This window comes from Flavobacterium artemisiae (genome assembly GCF_042678225.1).
Classification (GTDB): Bacteria; Bacteroidota; Bacteroidia; order Flavobacteriales; family Flavobacteriaceae; genus Flavobacterium; species Flavobacterium artemisiae.
Window position 1 is genome coordinate 1 of sequence record NZ_JBHUDZ010000002.1, and the last position, 15,956, is coordinate 15,956.

Annotated in this window: 19 protein-coding genes, 2 tRNA genes and 2 rRNA genes; 15 read left to right on the top strand and 8 right to left on the bottom strand. The window is 30.0% G+C overall.

Features of this window, described 5'->3' with window-relative positions; translation table 11 throughout:
* Window positions 1–112, top strand: a 23S ribosomal RNA gene (locus tag ACFSC2_RS01755); the annotation flags it as partial.
* 130 nt (window positions 113–242) lie between these two features.
* Window positions 243–352 (top strand): 5S ribosomal RNA (rrf, locus tag ACFSC2_RS01760).
* A 112-nt stretch (window positions 353–464) separates the two neighbouring features.
* Here the strand turns inward: rrf and ACFSC2_RS01765 are convergent.
* Window positions 465–896 (bottom strand): hypothetical protein, encoded by a 432-nt coding sequence (locus tag ACFSC2_RS01765; RefSeq protein ID WP_379815913.1) that lies wholly within the window; start codon window positions 894–896, stop codon window positions 465–467.
* Between the two features lie 225 nt (window positions 897–1,121).
* Here ACFSC2_RS01765 and ACFSC2_RS01770 point away from each other — a divergent pair, with 225 nt between their 5' ends.
* The 3 genes from ACFSC2_RS01770 (at window position 1,122) to ACFSC2_RS01780 (ending at window position 3,217) form a co-directional block, all read left to right on the top strand.
* A complete protein-coding gene (locus ACFSC2_RS01770) occupies window positions 1,122–1,685 on the top strand; it encodes a Crp/Fnr family transcriptional regulator (protein ID WP_379815914.1) in 564 nt (187 codons plus the stop codon).
* A 64-nt stretch (window positions 1,686–1,749) separates the two neighbouring features.
* Window positions 1,750–2,532 carry an acyl-ACP--UDP-N-acetylglucosamine O-acyltransferase gene (lpxA, locus tag ACFSC2_RS01775; RefSeq protein WP_379815915.1) on the top strand — a complete coding sequence of 261 codons (783 nt, stop codon included), beginning with the start codon at window positions 1,750–1,752 and terminating at the stop codon, window positions 2,530–2,532.
* A gap of 91 nt (window positions 2,533–2,623) precedes the next feature.
* Window positions 2,624–3,217: a YdeI/OmpD-associated family protein gene (locus ACFSC2_RS01780; RefSeq protein ID WP_379815916.1), complete on the top strand. Its 594-nt coding sequence runs from the start codon at window positions 2,624–2,626 to the stop codon at window positions 3,215–3,217.
* 68 nt (window positions 3,218–3,285) lie between these two features.
* Here the strand turns inward: ACFSC2_RS01780 and ACFSC2_RS01785 are convergent, their stop codons facing one another.
* A complete protein-coding gene (locus ACFSC2_RS01785) occupies window positions 3,286–4,176 on the bottom strand; it encodes a DMT family transporter (protein ID WP_379815917.1) in 891 nt (296 codons plus the stop codon).
* A 344-nt stretch (window positions 4,177–4,520) separates the two neighbouring features.
* Between ACFSC2_RS01785 and ACFSC2_RS01790 the strand changes: the two genes are divergently transcribed.
* The 9 genes from ACFSC2_RS01790 (at window position 4,521) to ACFSC2_RS01830 (ending at window position 10,795) form a co-directional block, all read left to right on the top strand.
* Window positions 4,521–5,639, top strand: a complete 1,119-nt coding sequence (locus ACFSC2_RS01790; protein ID WP_379815918.1) for an acyltransferase family protein — start codon at window positions 4,521–4,523, stop codon at window positions 5,637–5,639.
* A gap of 36 nt (window positions 5,640–5,675) precedes the next feature.
* Window positions 5,676–6,188: an alpha-ketoglutarate-dependent dioxygenase AlkB gene (locus ACFSC2_RS01795; protein WP_379815919.1), complete on the top strand. Its 513-nt coding sequence runs from the start codon at window positions 5,676–5,678 to the stop codon at window positions 6,186–6,188.
* Between the two features lie 27 nt (window positions 6,189–6,215).
* On the top strand, window positions 6,216–6,707 hold the full coding sequence (locus ACFSC2_RS01800) for a hypothetical protein (protein ID WP_379815920.1): 492 nt from the start codon (window positions 6,216–6,218) through the stop codon (window positions 6,705–6,707).
* Window positions 6,708–6,748: 41 nt separating this feature from the next.
* Window positions 6,749–7,246, top strand: a complete 498-nt coding sequence (locus ACFSC2_RS01805; protein ID WP_379815921.1) for a hypothetical protein — start codon at window positions 6,749–6,751, stop codon at window positions 7,244–7,246.
* Window positions 7,247–7,288: 42 nt separating this feature from the next.
* On the top strand, window positions 7,289–8,005 hold the full coding sequence (locus ACFSC2_RS01810) for a DUF6882 domain-containing protein (protein WP_379815922.1): 717 nt from the start codon (window positions 7,289–7,291) through the stop codon (window positions 8,003–8,005).
* Between the two features lie 90 nt (window positions 8,006–8,095).
* Entirely contained in the window at window positions 8,096–8,719 is a 624-nt protein-coding gene (locus tag ACFSC2_RS01815) for a hypothetical protein (RefSeq protein ID WP_379815923.1), read from the top strand.
* On the top strand, window positions 8,692–9,249 hold the full coding sequence (locus ACFSC2_RS01820) for a hypothetical protein (RefSeq protein WP_379815924.1): 558 nt from the start codon (window positions 8,692–8,694) through the stop codon (window positions 9,247–9,249). The genes ACFSC2_RS01815 and ACFSC2_RS01820 overlap by 28 nt, the downstream gene beginning before the upstream one ends.
* A gap of 54 nt (window positions 9,250–9,303) precedes the next feature.
* Window positions 9,304–10,296, top strand: a complete 993-nt coding sequence (locus tag ACFSC2_RS01825; protein ID WP_379815925.1) for a DUF6438 domain-containing protein — start codon at window positions 9,304–9,306, stop codon at window positions 10,294–10,296.
* Between the two features lie 136 nt (window positions 10,297–10,432).
* Window positions 10,433–10,795: a MerR family transcriptional regulator gene (locus ACFSC2_RS01830; RefSeq protein ID WP_379815926.1), complete on the top strand. Its 363-nt coding sequence runs from the start codon at window positions 10,433–10,435 to the stop codon at window positions 10,793–10,795.
* A 34-nt stretch (window positions 10,796–10,829) separates the two neighbouring features.
* Here the strand turns inward: ACFSC2_RS01830 and ACFSC2_RS01835 are convergent, their stop codons facing one another.
* The 3 genes from ACFSC2_RS01835 to ACFSC2_RS01845 all read right to left on the bottom strand — a co-directional run bounded on the left by ACFSC2_RS01835 (window position 10,830) and on the right by ACFSC2_RS01845 (window position 12,872).
* Complete coding sequence (locus tag ACFSC2_RS01835; protein ID WP_379815927.1) at window positions 10,830–11,729, bottom strand: alpha/beta hydrolase family protein; 900 nt, start codon at window positions 11,727–11,729, stop codon at window positions 10,830–10,832.
* A 36-nt stretch (window positions 11,730–11,765) separates the two neighbouring features.
* The gene (locus ACFSC2_RS01840; RefSeq protein WP_379815928.1) at window positions 11,766–12,326 is read right to left on the bottom strand and encodes a leucine-rich repeat domain-containing protein; all 561 of its coding nucleotides are present in this window, start codon (window positions 12,324–12,326) and stop codon (window positions 11,766–11,768) included.
* Window positions 12,327–12,476: 150 nt separating this feature from the next.
* The gene (locus ACFSC2_RS01845; RefSeq protein WP_379815929.1) at window positions 12,477–12,872 is read right to left on the bottom strand and encodes a helix-turn-helix domain-containing protein; all 396 of its coding nucleotides are present in this window, start codon (window positions 12,870–12,872) and stop codon (window positions 12,477–12,479) included.
* A gap of 293 nt (window positions 12,873–13,165) precedes the next feature.
* Between ACFSC2_RS01845 and ACFSC2_RS01850 the strand changes: the two genes are divergently transcribed.
* The gene (locus ACFSC2_RS01850) at window positions 13,166–14,071 is read left to right on the top strand and encodes a hypothetical protein (RefSeq protein WP_379818556.1); all 906 of its coding nucleotides are present in this window, start codon (window positions 13,166–13,168) and stop codon (window positions 14,069–14,071) included.
* A gap of 60 nt (window positions 14,072–14,131) precedes the next feature.
* On the opposite strand, the gene ACFSC2_RS01855 is transcribed toward ACFSC2_RS01850, so the two are convergent.
* The 3 genes from ACFSC2_RS01855 to ACFSC2_RS01865 form a co-directional block, all read right to left on the bottom strand.
* Window positions 14,132–14,209: transfer RNA gene (locus ACFSC2_RS01855), tRNA-Val, on the bottom strand.
* A gap of 155 nt (window positions 14,210–14,364) precedes the next feature.
* Window positions 14,365–14,439: transfer RNA gene (locus tag ACFSC2_RS01860), tRNA-Val, on the bottom strand.
* A 179-nt stretch (window positions 14,440–14,618) separates the two neighbouring features.
* Window positions 14,619–15,845, bottom strand: coding sequence for a bifunctional folylpolyglutamate synthase/dihydrofolate synthase (locus tag ACFSC2_RS01865; RefSeq protein ID WP_379815931.1), 1,227 nt, complete (start codon window positions 15,843–15,845; stop codon window positions 14,619–14,621).
* Window positions 15,846–15,956: the final 111 nt, after the last annotated feature.

Here is a 15,956-nt window from a genome sequence, read left to right on the forward strand (position 1 = left end):
CAAGATGAGATTTCTTTTAAGGATCGTGGAAGATGACCACGTTGATAGGCTATAGATGTAAAGGCAGTAATGTCATAGTCGAGTAGTACTAATAATCCGTAAGCTTATGTACACCCTTTTCCTCCCGAGCAGTCGGGAGGAGGAAACTTTCTAAAACAAAACTTACTTTTCTTTATCTCAGTATGTTAAGATATTGTGTAATGTCGACAGGTAGAAACCTGTTGCCCATTGCAAAACGACCTTAAGGTGGTTATTGCGGCGGGGCTCACCTCTTCCCATTTCGAACAGAGAAGTTAAGCCCGCCTGCGCAGATGGTACTGCAGTTTTGTGGGAGAGTATGTCGTCGCCTTTCTTTTGAAAACCCTGTTTCTAACGAAACGGGGTTTTTTGTTTTATATCTTTTTTGGGAAAAATGTTAATCTTTAATAAGAGTTGAGTGCTGAAATGCCTAAAGTCTTTGTAATTTAAAATCTGTATTTGTCGTATAATTCTCCTGTATTAAGAATTTGCTCGCTTATTTTTTCACCGCATAAATTATAAATAATCAGCGTTCCATTTTCTTGGTCAATTTCAGCAGTTGCTTGATGTATTTTGTTTCCAATAATTACTAATCTTTTGAATTTTTTATATAGATATTGATCACCAGCTTCTGTGGATTTCATTACAATCTTAATAATTATTTTTCCATTTTGATCAACCGCTTTATCTATTCGTTTTATTTTTTTATGATTGGTTCGTCTAAAAAAGAAATATTTATATCTTGATTTAGATTCTGTCTTTATGGTGACATTTTTTTCTTCGCAGTAATTTTTTGGCGGATTGTAATTCTTTGCATGACTAATTTGAATGGTTAAAAGTGCTATCGCCAATATCGTTTTTCTATTAGTTAAATTCATTTGATGGATTCTAATTTGTCTGAAAATTATAATTACTTCTTTTTATTGCTCTAATTTTATGCCAGAAATTTTATGATGAGCAAATGTTGTCATTAGTCGATTTTAAGCTTTCTTTATGTTGTTAAGTTAAATTATGTCTTTTCTGTAGAAAAGATTTCTTAAACGTGATTTTTTGACCTTTGGCGGGTGCTACTTTTTAAGTTTACTTTCATTAATATAATTATTATGATCGAATTATTTAAGGCGATGGAAAACATTCAAAAGTTAGATTTTGAAACTAAAGAACTTATTAAACTTTCTTTTATTGAAGAGAGATTTAATAAAGAAGCGACTATTGTTGCTCAAGGAAAAGTATGTGAAAAAATCTATTTTATAAAATCTGGTGTAGTAAGAAGATTTTATATTGAAGATGATAAAGAAATTGTCAGTTGGATTTATACAGAAAATCAATTTTTTACTTCTTTAAGTAGTTATTTTGAACAGAAACCATCTTTTGAAATCTTTACTGCTTGTGAAGAAACGATTGTTTATTCACTTTTTTTTAAAGATGAACTAAAATTATTGAACTATCCAGTTTTTGCTCAATTTCATATAAAATTTCTTCGTATTTATCTATCTAAATTAAATGAATTTCATCACGTTTTTCGATTTATGTCTGCCCAAGAAAAATATGGTTTCTTGTTACGATCTTTTCCTGATATCATTAAGAAAGCAAAGTTGAAACATATCGCTTCGCTTATAGGAGTAAGTCAAGAAACTTTAAGCCGAATTCGGGCCGCAATTATTTGATATTAGGTCAAAAAAATAACTTTTCTTTTTCTTCAGTTTTGCATTTGAATTGAATACGTAAAAAATGCAAAATAATATCATTGCTAAAGAAGCAGTCATTGGAAAAAATGTTTTTATCGGTAATTTTTCCACGATAGAGGAAGATGTAAGTATTGGAAATAATACTTGGATCGGCAACAATGTTTCCATTTTAAAAGGGACAAAGATTGGTGCAAATTGCCAAATTCATTCGAATTGTGTTTTAGGAGGAGTTCCGCAAGATCTTAAATTTGAGGGAGAATATTCTGTTTTAGAAATAGGAAATAATAATATCATCAGGGAATTTGTTACTATTAATCGTGGCACAAAATCAAAAGGGATCACTTCTATAGGAAATTCAAATTTAATCATGGCAAGTGTGCACATTGGTCATGATTGCTTTATTGGGAGTAATTGTATAATTGGTTTTAGCGCCGGAATTGCTGGTGAAGTTCAGATCGGAAATTGGGTTAATATTAGTGGTTTAACGGCGATACATCAGTTTTCTAAAATTGGAGATCATGCAATGATATCCGGTTTAAGCAGAATTGTTAAAGATATTCCTCCTTTTATAACTGTTGCGCACGAACCATTGCGTTATGCTGGATTAAATACTATTGGTTTAAGACGAAGAGGTTTTGATTCTGAAAAGATTTCGGAATTAAAATCTATTTATCAAATTATTTTTGAAAAAGGTAAAAATACAAGTGCGGCTTTAGAAACTATTGAGAGGGATTTTGAAGCAACAATAGAAAGAAATCAAATTCTAGATTTTATTAAATGTTCTGAAAGAGGAATTTTGAAAGGAATGAGAGATTTGCAGCAGTAGTGATTTTGATAGATTAATTTTTTAATTTAGTAGAAAGAATATTTTTATAAAAAAATAATGATGATTTATAAAGAAGTCAAATTTTACTATTATGTCTAAAAATAGCAGTAATTCTAAGGTTGATTTTTATTTTGAAAAAGCTGAGAAATGGAAAGGACAACTTGAACAGCTTCGGGAAATTGCTCTCGATTGCCATTTGACAGAAGAATTAAAATGGGGTTCTCCTTGTTATACGTTTGATGGTGCAAATATTGTCTTAATTCATGCCTTCAAAGATTATTGTGCTTTTTTATTTTTTAAAGGTGCTTTGTTGAAAGATGAGAACAAAATTTTAATTCAGCAATCTGAAAATGTACAAGCTGCACGTCAAGTTCGTTTTACAACACTTCAAGAAATATTAGATAAGAAAGATTCTTTGAAAAAATATATTTATGAAGCTGCTGAAATTGAAAAAGCAGGTTTAAAAATTGAATTGAAGAAAGTTTCAGAATTTGAAATTGCATCAGAATTTCAAACTAAATTAGAAGAGTTACCCGATTTGAAGAAAGCATTTTATGGTTTAACTCCCGGAAGACAAAGAGCTTATTTGCTTCATTTTTCACAGCCGAAACAATCTAAAACCAGGGAGTCTCGAGTTGAAAAAAATATTCCCAATATTTTAATTGGTAAAGGTTTGAACGACTAAAAGGTTTTCTCTAAAGTTTATATAAAAGCTTCTTATTTTTTGAATAAAATAAGAAGCTTTATTAATTATTAGTGAGAACTTTTTAATCGAGTTTTATTTTCTTTTAATGAAATTATAGATTGTAATAATACGGAGGTCATTACTAAACCAAGTCCGATGTAAAACGAAAAGTTTACAGAATGACCTTCATCGAAAAATAGAAAGGCTAAAATTATAGAATATATAGGCTCCAAATTAAAAGTTAAGTTTACTGTAAATGCCGGAACTTTTTTAAGGGTTTCTGCAAACATAACATACAATGCAACCGTACAGCAAGAAGCTAAGATCAATAAATATACTGTGTCTTGAAGATTTGGAATAAAATTCTGGTTTGGAAAATTATAAAAATAAAAAGGCAATAGAATCCCCAGCATTATTGTTCCTCCAAGCATTTGATAATAATTAATCAATTTGCTGTCATAATGTAATACGAGTCTTTCGTTGTAAATGGTGTAAAGTGCTGCAAACGCAGATGATATTACTCCTAGTAGAATTCCAATTTGATATGAAGAATCAAAATGGAAAATCAAACTAATTCCCAGCAAAGTCAATAAGCTCAAAAGTATCTGAGTTATATTGAATTTCTTTCGGTTAATTATAGGTTCAAAAATAGCGGTAAAAAAACTAGTCAGACAATAACATACAACTCCGATTGAAATATTGGAATATTTAATACTAGCATAAAAAAAGACCCAATGAATGGTTATAAGAATTCCAGGTTTTGAAACGGTTTTGATTTCTGAAAAAGACTGGAGTTTTTCTAGGCCATATTTTTTTACTACAAAAAATAAAATAATACTGGAGAAAAAAACTCTGAACCAAACTAAAGGGATTTCATTAAGAGATATAAGTTTTCCGAAAATGCCCGTAAAGCCAGCAAGTAATACTGCAGTGTGCAGTACAAGATATGATTTTTTCATAAGAGGTTGTTTATCCTTTTTGAGGATATATTTTGAATATTAATAATGTTGATTGATGTAAAGACACAAGAAATCTGACTGAGATTATTCAGTCATGTGTCAATACTAAAGTCATAGTATTAATTTTCTGGTGGTGATAGACAACCTGCTACGTGCATACTAAAATTTGATTTTAGCAAACTTATAAAAATGGAAGCGAATGAAAAAGTTAAAAAAGTTATTTAAATGTGAAACTTCAAACACTTTAGTCGTAGAATCGAACAAATCTGATTTTGATTTAAATATTTATTTGTAGAACTTGCATCGATACTAAATCAACTAACTTATTAGAATATTGCAATTTAATGAATACTACTCAAGCACCTGTGACAACCTTTGAAGCAAAAAAGCATTTTGAAATTTTAGATGGATTAAGAGGCGTTGCTGCCTTTGCTGTTGTGGTATTTCATTTTATGGAATGGATTTATACAGATCCGAGTAAAAATTTTATTGGACATGGTTTTTTAGCAGTCGATTTCTTTTTCTGTCTCTCGGGATTTGTAATCGGATATGCTTATGATGATCGTATTGCTAAAATGGGAATTAGAAAATTCTTTGTTTCTAGAATTGTAAGATTGCACCCATTGGTGGTAGCGGGATCGGTTTTAGGTTTATTAGCATTTTTATTTGATCCTTTTGGCGGGCATCTTGAGTTGTATAGCAAAGGTAAAATCTTTCTAACATTTTTGTGTTCCTTATTTCTTATTCCGTTGCCGGTTATCGCCGATCGCGGTTTTAATTTATTTAGTTTTAATGCACCGGCTTGGTCATTATTTTGGGAATATATTGCCAATATAGTTTATGCATTTGTCTTATTTAGAATTGGCCGTCGTTTTCTGTTTTTGTTTACTTTGCTTTCTGCAGCAGCAATTTGTTTTGTAGCTTATAATTCGGGAAATTTATTAGGCGGATGGAGCGGTCCGACTTTTTGGGACGGCTGTGCGAGAATCTCCTATTCTTTTTTGGCGGGATTACTTATTTACCGTTCTAATTGGATTATTAAAAACAAACTTGGCTTTTTTGGTTTGACTATTCTGTTGCTTTTGGCTTTTGTAATGCCATTTTCAGAATGGAATTGGCTATCAGAACCTTTAGTAATTTTGTTCTATTTTCCGTTATTAATTTCCTTAGGAGCGGGAGCACAGTTAACATCAGGTTTAAAAAAGATTTGTGTGTTTTCTGGAAACATCTCATATCCGTTGTACATGACCCATTATGCTTTTTTGTGGATGTTTGGAAATTATTATACGAATCAAAAACCAGACAACACACAGCTTATTTATATTGTTATAACTTCGGTTATATTTTTAGTTGTGTTTGCCTATTTGGTAATGGTCTTTTATGATATTCCGCTTAGAAAATATTTATCCAACAAATGGATTAAAAAGAATGTGAGTCAAAACGAAAATATAGTCAATAATTAATTCTAGAATTAGATAAAAAAAAATAATAGAAAATGTATGAATGGTATAATTCACATAGAGCATTTCATAGGAAATCCAGAACAGTTATTTGATCTTTTGGTTTCTAATGTAAAATGGGACGAAAGAATGACCGCACGTAAAACGGCAAGTTTTGGTAAAGCATATAATTATTCGCAAATTGAATATCCGGATCAAGAATTTTTGCCTGAACTTCAAAATATAATTCAAAAGTTAAAACCTATAATCGGATTTGAAGCAAATAATTGTTTGATTAATTATTACTTGGACGGAAAATCGAAAATGGGCTATCATTCTGATCAAACTGATATTTTGGAGAAAAATACTGGAATTGCAATTGTTTCTGTCGGAGAAACCAGAACGCTCAAGTTTAGAAATATTCAAAACCCAGAAGAATTTGTTTCTTATGAACTAACGTCTGGAAGTTTGATTTATATGACACAGGAAATTCAGGATTTTTGGCAGCATGCAATTCCGAAATCGAATACAGAAAAAGGTAGGATAAGTTTGACTTTTAGGCAAATCTTATAGTTTAAATTTTTATAATCGTTTAAAATTTTGAGATACTATATTGCTATTATTTTTTTAAACCTTATTGCTGTTCTGGTTTTTATAACCGCTTTTTTGACGACTTTTAATAATATTAGATTTTACAATCAAAGTGATATTAGAATTGGAAAAGTTTCAAAAGTCAATCTTGAAACGGTTTTTTCGAATGGGAGAAATTTGAACGCTTATGAATTTGAAATCAATAATGATAAAAAGAAACTATTTCTAACGGCTTACGAAACTTTAGATTACAATATCCAAACGGGTGACAGTATTGTTTTTAAAAATTTGTATATCAATGAAACAAATGCAAAAGTGCTGTCTGTTAATGGAAAAAAAGTGGATAGCTATTACGGTGTTTTTGATTTACTAATGTTGATATCTCTGGTCGTAATTATACTTTCTTATTACTATTATTTCAAATTTAAAAAGAGAAATAAGTATAAGAATAAAAAGAAAGAATACGATTTGCTATACAGTCGAAAGAATAAGAAAAAATAAAATTTACGAGTACTTAAATTTAATCAATATAACGTCGCCTAATGAAATATTATATTTTAGTTTTTTATTTTTTTATTTGTTCGTTTTTATCTTTTGGGCAAGAAAATAAAGATGAAGTGCAAAAGAAATTAAATGAAATTGATCTTTACAGAAAAGAGATTGATGCTAACAAGGAAAATTATGTAGAAGTTTATGATACGAAACCTATAAAAAATGTTGAACTCGAGGAGCGGAGATGGGAAGCTTATGTTTTAAAAGAAAACGCTGAAAAAAAGCTTCTTTTGAGAATAAAGTATACAGAATATGCGCCGAAAGAAATTGTTAATCTTAATTTTTATTATAAAAACGGAGAACTTGTTTTTGGAGAATATTATCGAAAGCTAAAGCAAAAGAATAAAAAAGCTACAATTTATAAAGCTGTATTTTATTTTGAAAACGCAATTTTAATTCATCAAAAAAACAACATAAATCTAAAGTTGGATTTGAAAACATTTTTGGATGAAGAAAAAAGCATAAAACGAATGTTTGTGTTAGAGTAGAGCTAATTAAAATTTAACAACATAAAAATTTTGAAATAAAATATGAGATTATTTGATAAAATATTCGGTCAAGGTGAAAAAGCAAAATCACAAGAAAACGGAAATCAATTTAAATCTGAAAAAGAACTTATCGAAAGATATGGCGGAATTGTATTAGATAAACAGCTTCATTTTGGAGATATTATCGGCGATAACAATTGGAATATTAATATTTCTAACGCAGAAATTAGTTTCGGCGATGAGTTTGTTTTTCCTATTCAAGTTTTAGGTACTATTTCGCATTCTTCTCAAACTTGGCTTTGGGCGTGGGCAAATACACAATCGGGACTTCCGGAAAGTATCATTCAGGATGCTTTAGCATTAAAAAAGTACGGAGAAGAAAATCAGATTGATCTTTTAAAAAATGATACTTTCGGTTTTACAGCCGAAGAACTTCATTTAATGGGACTTGTTGCTTCAGGAATTCAAAATTCGAGTGCTTATTATATCTGTGATTACGGACAAGGCGCAATGTTGGTTACCATAAAAAGTGATCAAATCGAAAAAACAAGGACCGATAATCATTTAAGGGTAATGACTGTTTTTCCGCAGCTTATTTCACAGTTTGAAGTAAATCATAAATTAGCTTTAATGCATTATTTGAAAGACAAAGGATATGATGTTTCTGAAAATGGTTCGCAGTTAATTGGAACTAAAAACCAAGATACTGTTACAGCGGAATTTGATGAATTGTCTAGGCTTACAAGACTAAACGGTTAATTAAAATATACGTTTCAATTCTATTGTGAAAAAAAATGATTGGATTGAATGGGATAATTAGAAGAGAAAATAGTTAAGCTAAATATATGAATGCATTTAAAAGATAATCGAAACGTAAAGAAAATAGAACGAAAGAAGTTTAAAAATAAAGAGAAAAAATTACAACGAATACATTACAGTCTTTTAATCATGGCAATGATTAGTTTCGTTGTAAACTATATGTTTTTAAGAAATAGTACGATTGGACACGATATACGATATGTCATTTACATTTTTTGTGTACCTGTAATTATTGGAGTACTATTTTTTGGAATTTATAGAAGAGAATTTCTAATCAAAACATATTTAAGCTTTAATAAGACATTTGAGAAACTCTATGTAATCGGATTTTTTTTATTGCAAGGCGTTTTAATTTCCTATTTGAGTTTTGGACAAATTGCTTGGATAACATGGAGTTATCTAAATAAAAAAGAATCAGAAAAGAATAAAATTGAAATAATAAACTGTAACATAACGGGATTTTATCTGAAAAAAAATCCAGATATTTCTTTTAAATTCAATAACCGAACGGAAGTTTTGAGTGTTACAACTGAAATGAACCGTGAAAATTATAATCGTAATCGGAAAGATTATAAAGTAGAGATTACTGTTCAAAAAGGAATTTGGAATTATTATGTGGTTAAAAAATGGGAGCTGAAAAAGAAGAATTTATGAAAATTGGAAGACTACATGTTTTCATTTTTTTATTGAGTTTAATTTTAATTTCATTTAAAACTTATAAAGAAGTAGATGACAATAACATAAATACGTCTGGAATTTATATTTCTAGAGACACACTTTTTAGTCTTGATAAAAACTATAAAAATGAAATTACAGTAGAATTGCTGAAACTAAATGAGAATAAAACAGTGCAGCTTTCATTTATGAAGTATAGTTACAAAGAAGGCGAGGATAAAATGACTAACGAAAACATAACTATCTGGCTTGGTAACGAAAGTTTATATAATTATAAAGTATTAAATGATAAAACAATCGAAATAAGCTGTTATCATAAAATGCCGAAAAGAAAGTGGAATGATTTTGCGACGCCAAGCAGTGTAAAAATTAAAGCAAAATTTGAAGTTGTTGGAGATAAACTAATTCTGTTAAAAAGCTCAGGCGGCAATTTTAAGAAATTGTATACATTGAACAAAAACATCATCAATAATCATAAAAATATCAAAATAGGGAGTGCCTGTAACTAAATTAAAAAAATAAAGAGGTGAAAGTACTCTGATTCTTTAATAAAATCCAAAATAATGAAAGTCGTAAAATTATTTTTAATTGTATTAATTTTTACATCGTGTAAAAAAGAAATTGAATTTGTTCAAGCTCCCATTGTTCAATCGGAGGTAGATAAATTAAAAACAAAATCAGAAATAGAAAAATTCATTCAAAAAAGCGATACGAATTACAAAAAATATGAATTAAAAATTTTGCAAGATTTTGATAGACATTATGGATATGACAGTATAAATAAGATTTTGGCAAATAAACTTAATGTTAAAACATACTTTACAAAAACTGATTTTGATAATAATGGTTATTCTGATTTTCTAGCTATTGGAGATAATCATACATGTTATGGAGAAGCAGAAAAGTCTTGTAGTTTTTCACCGATTGTGTTAATGAATTTCGGAAAAAATAAAACTAAAATTTTTGATATCGCTTTGGAGTGGGGAAAATTAATAGTGCCAAAAGTGGAGTATATAGATTCTCAGCCTTTTTTGGTTATTTATAATCAAAATTTAGTTGATTGGAAGACAAAAAAATATTCAGTATCAAAATCAATTTTGACTTTCAAATTTGGCAATTTTATAGAATATAATAAAATGCCTAAGGCAAATAAAATAACCAAAATTGAGTTTAGTACTTCTTTTTGTTTTGGACCTTGTCCAGTTTATAAACTAACAATAAATAGAGATTCGTTGTCAATATTTGATGCTCAAAATTATAATTTTAGTGATAAAGAAGCTGATAATGGTAAAGAAGAAGGTGTTTTCTCGACAAAGATCAATAAAGTTGAATTTGACAAATTAGAAGAATTTATAAATTACTGTGATTTTGAAAACTTGAAAGAAGAATATCATGTGATGCATACTGATGATCAAACAGGCAATTTAAAAATAACATTTAATAACGGTCAGGTAAAAACTATAAGTGACTATGGTATGGTTGGAACTTATGGTTTAAAAAATCTTTATGAAAAACTAGCAGCATTAAGATTCAGTCAAAAATGGAAAAGAACATAAGATTTTCGATTAACTTTTCTGTGCCTCATTTCTAGTCTTTTAAAAAAATTAATGCAAAAATAATTTCTATATTTGCAACAACCAAGTATAGACTATGCTCTATGCTTTATTGTTTTTGTGTAAAAAAAGTAAAATCATGCTGATAAACGAATTATCAAAGAAAACAGGACTGTCAATTCATACTATCAGATACTATGAAAATTTAGGAATGATCGAAGGATTGTCTAATGAAAAGGTAAAATCGAACAACTATAAAGATTACAATGATAATGTTGTTGAACGTCTGGAAATTATTATAGAAGCAAAAGAAGTAGGTTTTACTTTAGCCGAAATAAAAAAAATATTGACAGCCTGGTTCGAAAGCGTCGATTCGAAACCGGAAACATTAGAACTTTTTCAATCCAAAATAAAAGAGATTGATGATAAAATGAAGTATTTCAAACAGACAAAGAAGCTTCTTGAAAAAGTTTGTGAAAAACTGCAGAATGATGAGAGTTAGTTATTTTTAGAAATAAGAAAGTGCTTTCTTCTAATTATCTGGATGCTTTAAGTTTCTTGTTTTTATAAACCTGCTGTTTTATCCATTGAACTGAAATATCGAAAGGCATTGCGTCATTAGAAGAAGAAGTATTGTGTCCTAATTTAGGAAACAAAGTGTATTCAAAAGGTTTGCCTTGAGCTTTTAACGTATTTAATTGTTCAATGCATAATTTTACCGGTATCTGTATGTCTTTTTCTCCAAAAAGCCAAAGTCCAGGAATGGAGAGCGTATTCAGGGAAGTTTTAGGATCGGTTGCGGTAAATTGATACCTATCTGGATCATTTTTAGTATGTTCACGGGCATCCGAATCGGTATGATTTTCCCAAAAATTATTGTTTCCGTTGGTGTAAAACTGAAAACGAAGCTGCTCTAAAGTTGTAATAGTTGGACAGCTAAATAAAACCATGAAATCTATTTGCGGGTTTTTGTTTGCTGCGATCGGCATTATCCATCCTGCTTGGCTAAAGCCAACTAATCCGATTGGTAGTTTTTTATTTTTCAAATGGCTTTGAAATGTCTTTACCGCTGCATTTGCATCTTCAGATAATAAATTAAGATTATCAGTGTCAATATTATTTGTTCCAACAGTTGGGCCTACATACACACCTCCAGATTCTCCGACTCCTCGTTTATCATAAGTCAATACAGCAATGCCTTCTTTGGCAAGACGTTTTGCGAACTCCATTTCTCTTTTTACAGGATCAGATCCATGAACAATTACAACCGCTGCAAATGTCTTTTTAGGTATTAAAATTGAACCTGCAAGAGTAATTCCTTGACTTTCAAATTTTACGTCCTGAATAGTAAAGTCAAGAGATTGAGAAAATACCATTTCTGGTACAACAATTAATAATAAACAAATAAATAAGTTGGAGAAAAAGTTATTGTTCATTTCAGCTATTTTCGATTCTTTGCATGATGCTCAAATTTAAGGATATATTTTGGTCTTTGGCATCTTCATTTTTAGATATTCTAAATCTTCCTTATTGTATATTCCAGTACCGCTAAAATTAATTTCTTTCAAATGGTTGGGAAATAAATTAGGACTTAAGTCTGTGAGTTTTGTATCAGAAAATCCCAAAATTTGTAAATTTTGCATTTGATTGAGTGTTTTTGGAATTTTAGATAAAGGACAATTTTCAATTCGAAGCGTTTTTAATTTTTCTAATTGAGAGATTGAATCAGGGATTGTCTCAATATCATTTCCTCTAACCATTAGGTGTTGCAAAGATTTTAATTGAGAAATCCATTCAGGAAAAGTCTTTAAGGGAAAGTTTAGAAACGAAACTTTCTTAAGTTTTTTTAGATTTCCAATTTCGGCCGGAAATTCAAAATCATCTAAACGATAAATCGATGGATCAGATTGCATTTCTAATACTTCGAGATTTACAAAACTTGAAAATACTTCGCCTTGATTTTTTAAGTTCTGATCATAAGATATAAGTATCAGCTTCTTGCAATTTTGAGGATTTTTAGAAGCTTCAGTCAAAGATGAAAATTTAGTTTTTCGAAATGGATTCATCGTTATGTTTGATTAGTGATGAGAAATAAAGATTTCTTATAAGTTCAAAAGTATGACTTTCACAAGTAAGATAAAAAAACTCCATTATTTCTAATGGAGTTTTTTGTGATTAAAAGGTTATTTTCCTTTTATTATATTTTCAAGATATTCAACTTTTTCTTTTTCAGCCTGAATCAAACGTTCGTAAAGTTCTATAACTTTATCAAGAGGATTAAAAGTACAGTTGTGGTTAGTGCTAGCAAAATGACTGTTGTTTACAGTGTCATTAAAAGTATTAAAAAAGTTAATCATATTTTCTTCTGAGAAACTTTTGATGGCTTCTGTAGTTACGCCAAGTGCTTTTGCAACTTCGACCAGTTTGGTTTCATCAATGTTTTCACTGTTTTCAATGTTCGAAACCATTTGCTGACTTATTCCTAAAGCTTGTGCCAATGCTTCTTGTTTCATGTCGCGAAGTTCACGAATACGGCTAATGTTTCTTCCAATATGTTTTGGTCTTGATAGTGTGCTCATAATTCAAAGATAATAATTAAGTGTAATAAACAGGAACTGTAAAAAAACATAATTTAAAATGTAAGCTGTTCTTTGGGAGCGGGAAACAAAAATACAATTTTTATGGTAAGAATTTTGAGATTGTAGATTTTGTGTTGGATAAAGTTTGTCATTTCGAGGGACGAGAAATCACACTCGTGAATCTACAAAGATTGGTAAAATGCTTTACGGAATTTCTATTGTGATTTCTCCTTTGTCGAAATGACAATACTTTGTAGATTTAATTGATTAAAAAAAGCTTCGAAGGAAAAGAAATGCATAAAAAATACATAAATTCTCTAGAGGCTTCTACAAAATGTTTTTTATTGGAGAAAAAAGATAAAATGTTTGATCTTGAAAAATCTCTATATATTCGTTTTAATAAAAAAATGATAATGCAAAATATAGCCAAAGAATTTATTGATGCTAAAGCTGAGTTTTTAAAATCAAATGGTTTTGAAAAAAGCGTTGAAAAACTATACGATATCGTTTATGTTTTAAAGGATTTGAAGGAACCAACTTTTGAAGAAGAATATATTCTAGCAGAAATTTGTAATATGCTAGGGAAGAATATTTATGCGTCTAAAATTATTGATAAATATTTTAAAATAGCTAATTTAATTCAAATGTCAAAATTGAAAGAGCTACAGTCAAAAATAGAAAGCCGAGACATTTGGAATACTAAAATTTATAGAGATTTGCGTGATTCCAAAATAAAAAAAGATCCTACCAGGTTGACTGTTGAAGATTTTATCATTTCTCAAAATACTAATGGGAGCTATGATATTAAAATTTCTGAAAAAATTAAAAATATAGTCATTTTAAATAAGAATATGCCAAATGAGCCTATATGGAATGATGATACATGTTTTGTTTTTTCAGAGAAAAAGCCAGACCTCTACTCTTTATTATTGTTAATTGAATATGTAATATGGGTGGGACAAATAAAAGAGGAATTGCTTAATTTTTATAATAGGACTGACTTTAGAAATAAGCTTCCATATGTTTCAGCAGTTTGGTTTGACGGCTTAAGGGTTTCTGATTTTTATATTGATATTGATAGAAATGATAATTACAGTACTGAAATTATTTTGCATGATTATCTCCAAAATGATTATGCTTTTCGTTTAAAAATTGAAAATTTTATCTTGAAACAAATTGAGTACGATCCTATCTTGTGAAAAAATATAATGAAATATAAAAACCATAAAAAAAACTCCTTAATTTCTTAAGGAGTTTCTTGGTGGGCGATGAGGGGTTCGAACCCCCGACCCCCTCGGTGTAAACGAGGTGCTCTGAACCAGCTGAGCTAATCGCCCTATTTTACTAGGTTGCCATCATTTCTGATTGCGAACGCAAATATACGTTTGTTTTTGATTTCTGCAAAGAATTTTTAACTTTTATGAGTTTTTAAAATTCTGTTTAGTCTTCATATTTAAAAGAAAACTCCTTAATTTCTTAAGGAGTTTTTTTGTGGGCGATGAGGGGTTCGAACCCCCGACCCCCTCGGTGTAAACGAGGTGCTCTGAACCAGCTGAGCTAATCGCCCTATTTTACTAGGTTGCTATCATTTGTGATTGCGAGTGCAAATATACGCTTGTTTTTGAGTTCTGCAAAGAAAAATGAATAAAAAATAAAACTTCTTTAAAAATAACTTATATCTATTTGTTTATGAATTTGTTATTAAAATGATTTTTTTAAACTTTTTTTCTAAATCCAAGATACATTTTAGTCCAAAGGCAATTCGGCAACAACAAAAGTGCTTCCGCCAACATAGATAAAATCATTTTCTGAGGCATTTTTCTTGGCTTCTGCAAAAGCGATTTCAACAGAATGGTATTTTTCTCCAATCAAATCGTGCTTTTTGGATTCACTTTGTAAAATTTCGGTGCTTAATCCGCGGAAAGAATCCGGTCTGCAGAAATAATATTTAGCTTCTTTTGGAAATAAAGGCAGAATAGAATCCAAATCTTTATCATTTACAACGCCCAAAACAATATGAAGCTTTTCGAATTTTTCATTTTGTATCTGATTCATCACAACCGTTAATCCGTGTTTGTTATGCGCTGTGTCGCAGATAATTTTTGGGTTTTCGCCCAATTGCTGCCATCTTCCTTGTAAGCCCGTATTTTTTACAACATGCAATAAACCTTCTTTTAATTGCTCTTCAGAAATTGTAAAGGCATTTTGATTATTGAGAACAGCAATCGTCTGCTGCACCGTTTTTTTATTATGAAACTGATAATCTCCAATCAAATCAGACAAATAAATTTGATCGATTAAATCGGATGCAAGATAAATCGGTGCGTTGTTCTCTTCCGCTTTAGCCAGAAAAACAGGTTTCGTTTCATTCGTATATTCACCAATAACAACAGGAACATTTGGTTTAATGATTCCGGCTTTTTCACCAGCAATAGCTTCCAGTGTATTTCCTAAAAACTGAGTATGATCTAAACCGATATTGGTAATTACCGAAACCAAAGGCGTAATAATATTAGTTGCGTCCAATCTTCCGCCAAGGCCAACTTCAATAATAGCGATATCCACTTTTTCGGCCGCAAAATAATCGAACGCCAAGCCAACCGACATTTCGAAGAAACTCATGTCATTCGCTTCAAAAAATGATTTGTGTTTTGCTATAAATTCGATTACAAACTCTTCAGAGATTTCTTTTCCGTTTATTTTAATTCGTTCTCTAAAATCTTTTAAATGTGGAGAAGTATACAAACCTACTTTATAACCCGCTTCCTGCAAAACAGAAGAAAGCATGTGCGAAGTAGAGCCTTTACCGTTTGTTCCTGCAACATGAATGCATTTTAAAAGGTTTTGCGGATTGTCAAGATGAGCTGCCAATAGTCTAATATTGGTCAAATCTTCTTTATAAGCCGAAGCGCCCTGAAGCTGGTACATTGGAAGCTGATTAAACATCCAGTTGGTTGTCTCTTGATAGTTCATTTATTTGTGATAAAATGGTTGTCGATTGAAATAAATTTCGATTTTTGTAGTTTAATATAACAGCGAAAATTATCTTTATTGCAAATTTCAAATATTTTTTAGAATTAATTA